The 297-nt window shown below is 69.0% G+C and carries 1 protein-coding gene; it reads left to right on the forward strand.

All coding sequences use genetic code 11. The annotated features are described in order from the left end of the window. Positions 1–6: 6 nt before the first annotated feature. The coding region (locus tag GV790_RS29760) for a LysE/ArgO family amino acid transporter (protein ID WP_309139053.1) at positions 7–297 on the forward strand (291 nt) is incomplete at its 3' end.

Here is a 297-nt window from a genome sequence, read left to right on the forward strand (position 1 = left end):
TTCCTGATTTGCTACGGCGCAATGGCGGCTCGGCGGGCACTGCGACCGACCGCAAACCAGGCCCTGACCAGCGCGGCAACCTCGACGGGCACTCTCCGCAAGGTCGTCCTCACCTGCCTGGCCATGACCTGGCTCAACCCGCACGCCTACATCGACACCGTGCTCCTACTCGGCACCGTGGCCAGCCAACGCGGCTCCCTCCGCTGGATCTTCGGCCTAGGCGCCATGCTCGCCAGCCTCACCTGGTTCATCAGCCTCGGCTGCGGCGCCCGCCTCCTCGTCGCCGGCCTGCTGACC

The organism is Nocardia cyriacigeorgica (genome assembly GCF_010858045.1).
Lineage (GTDB): Bacteria > Actinomycetota > Actinomycetes > Mycobacteriales > Mycobacteriaceae > Nocardia > Nocardia cyriacigeorgica_E.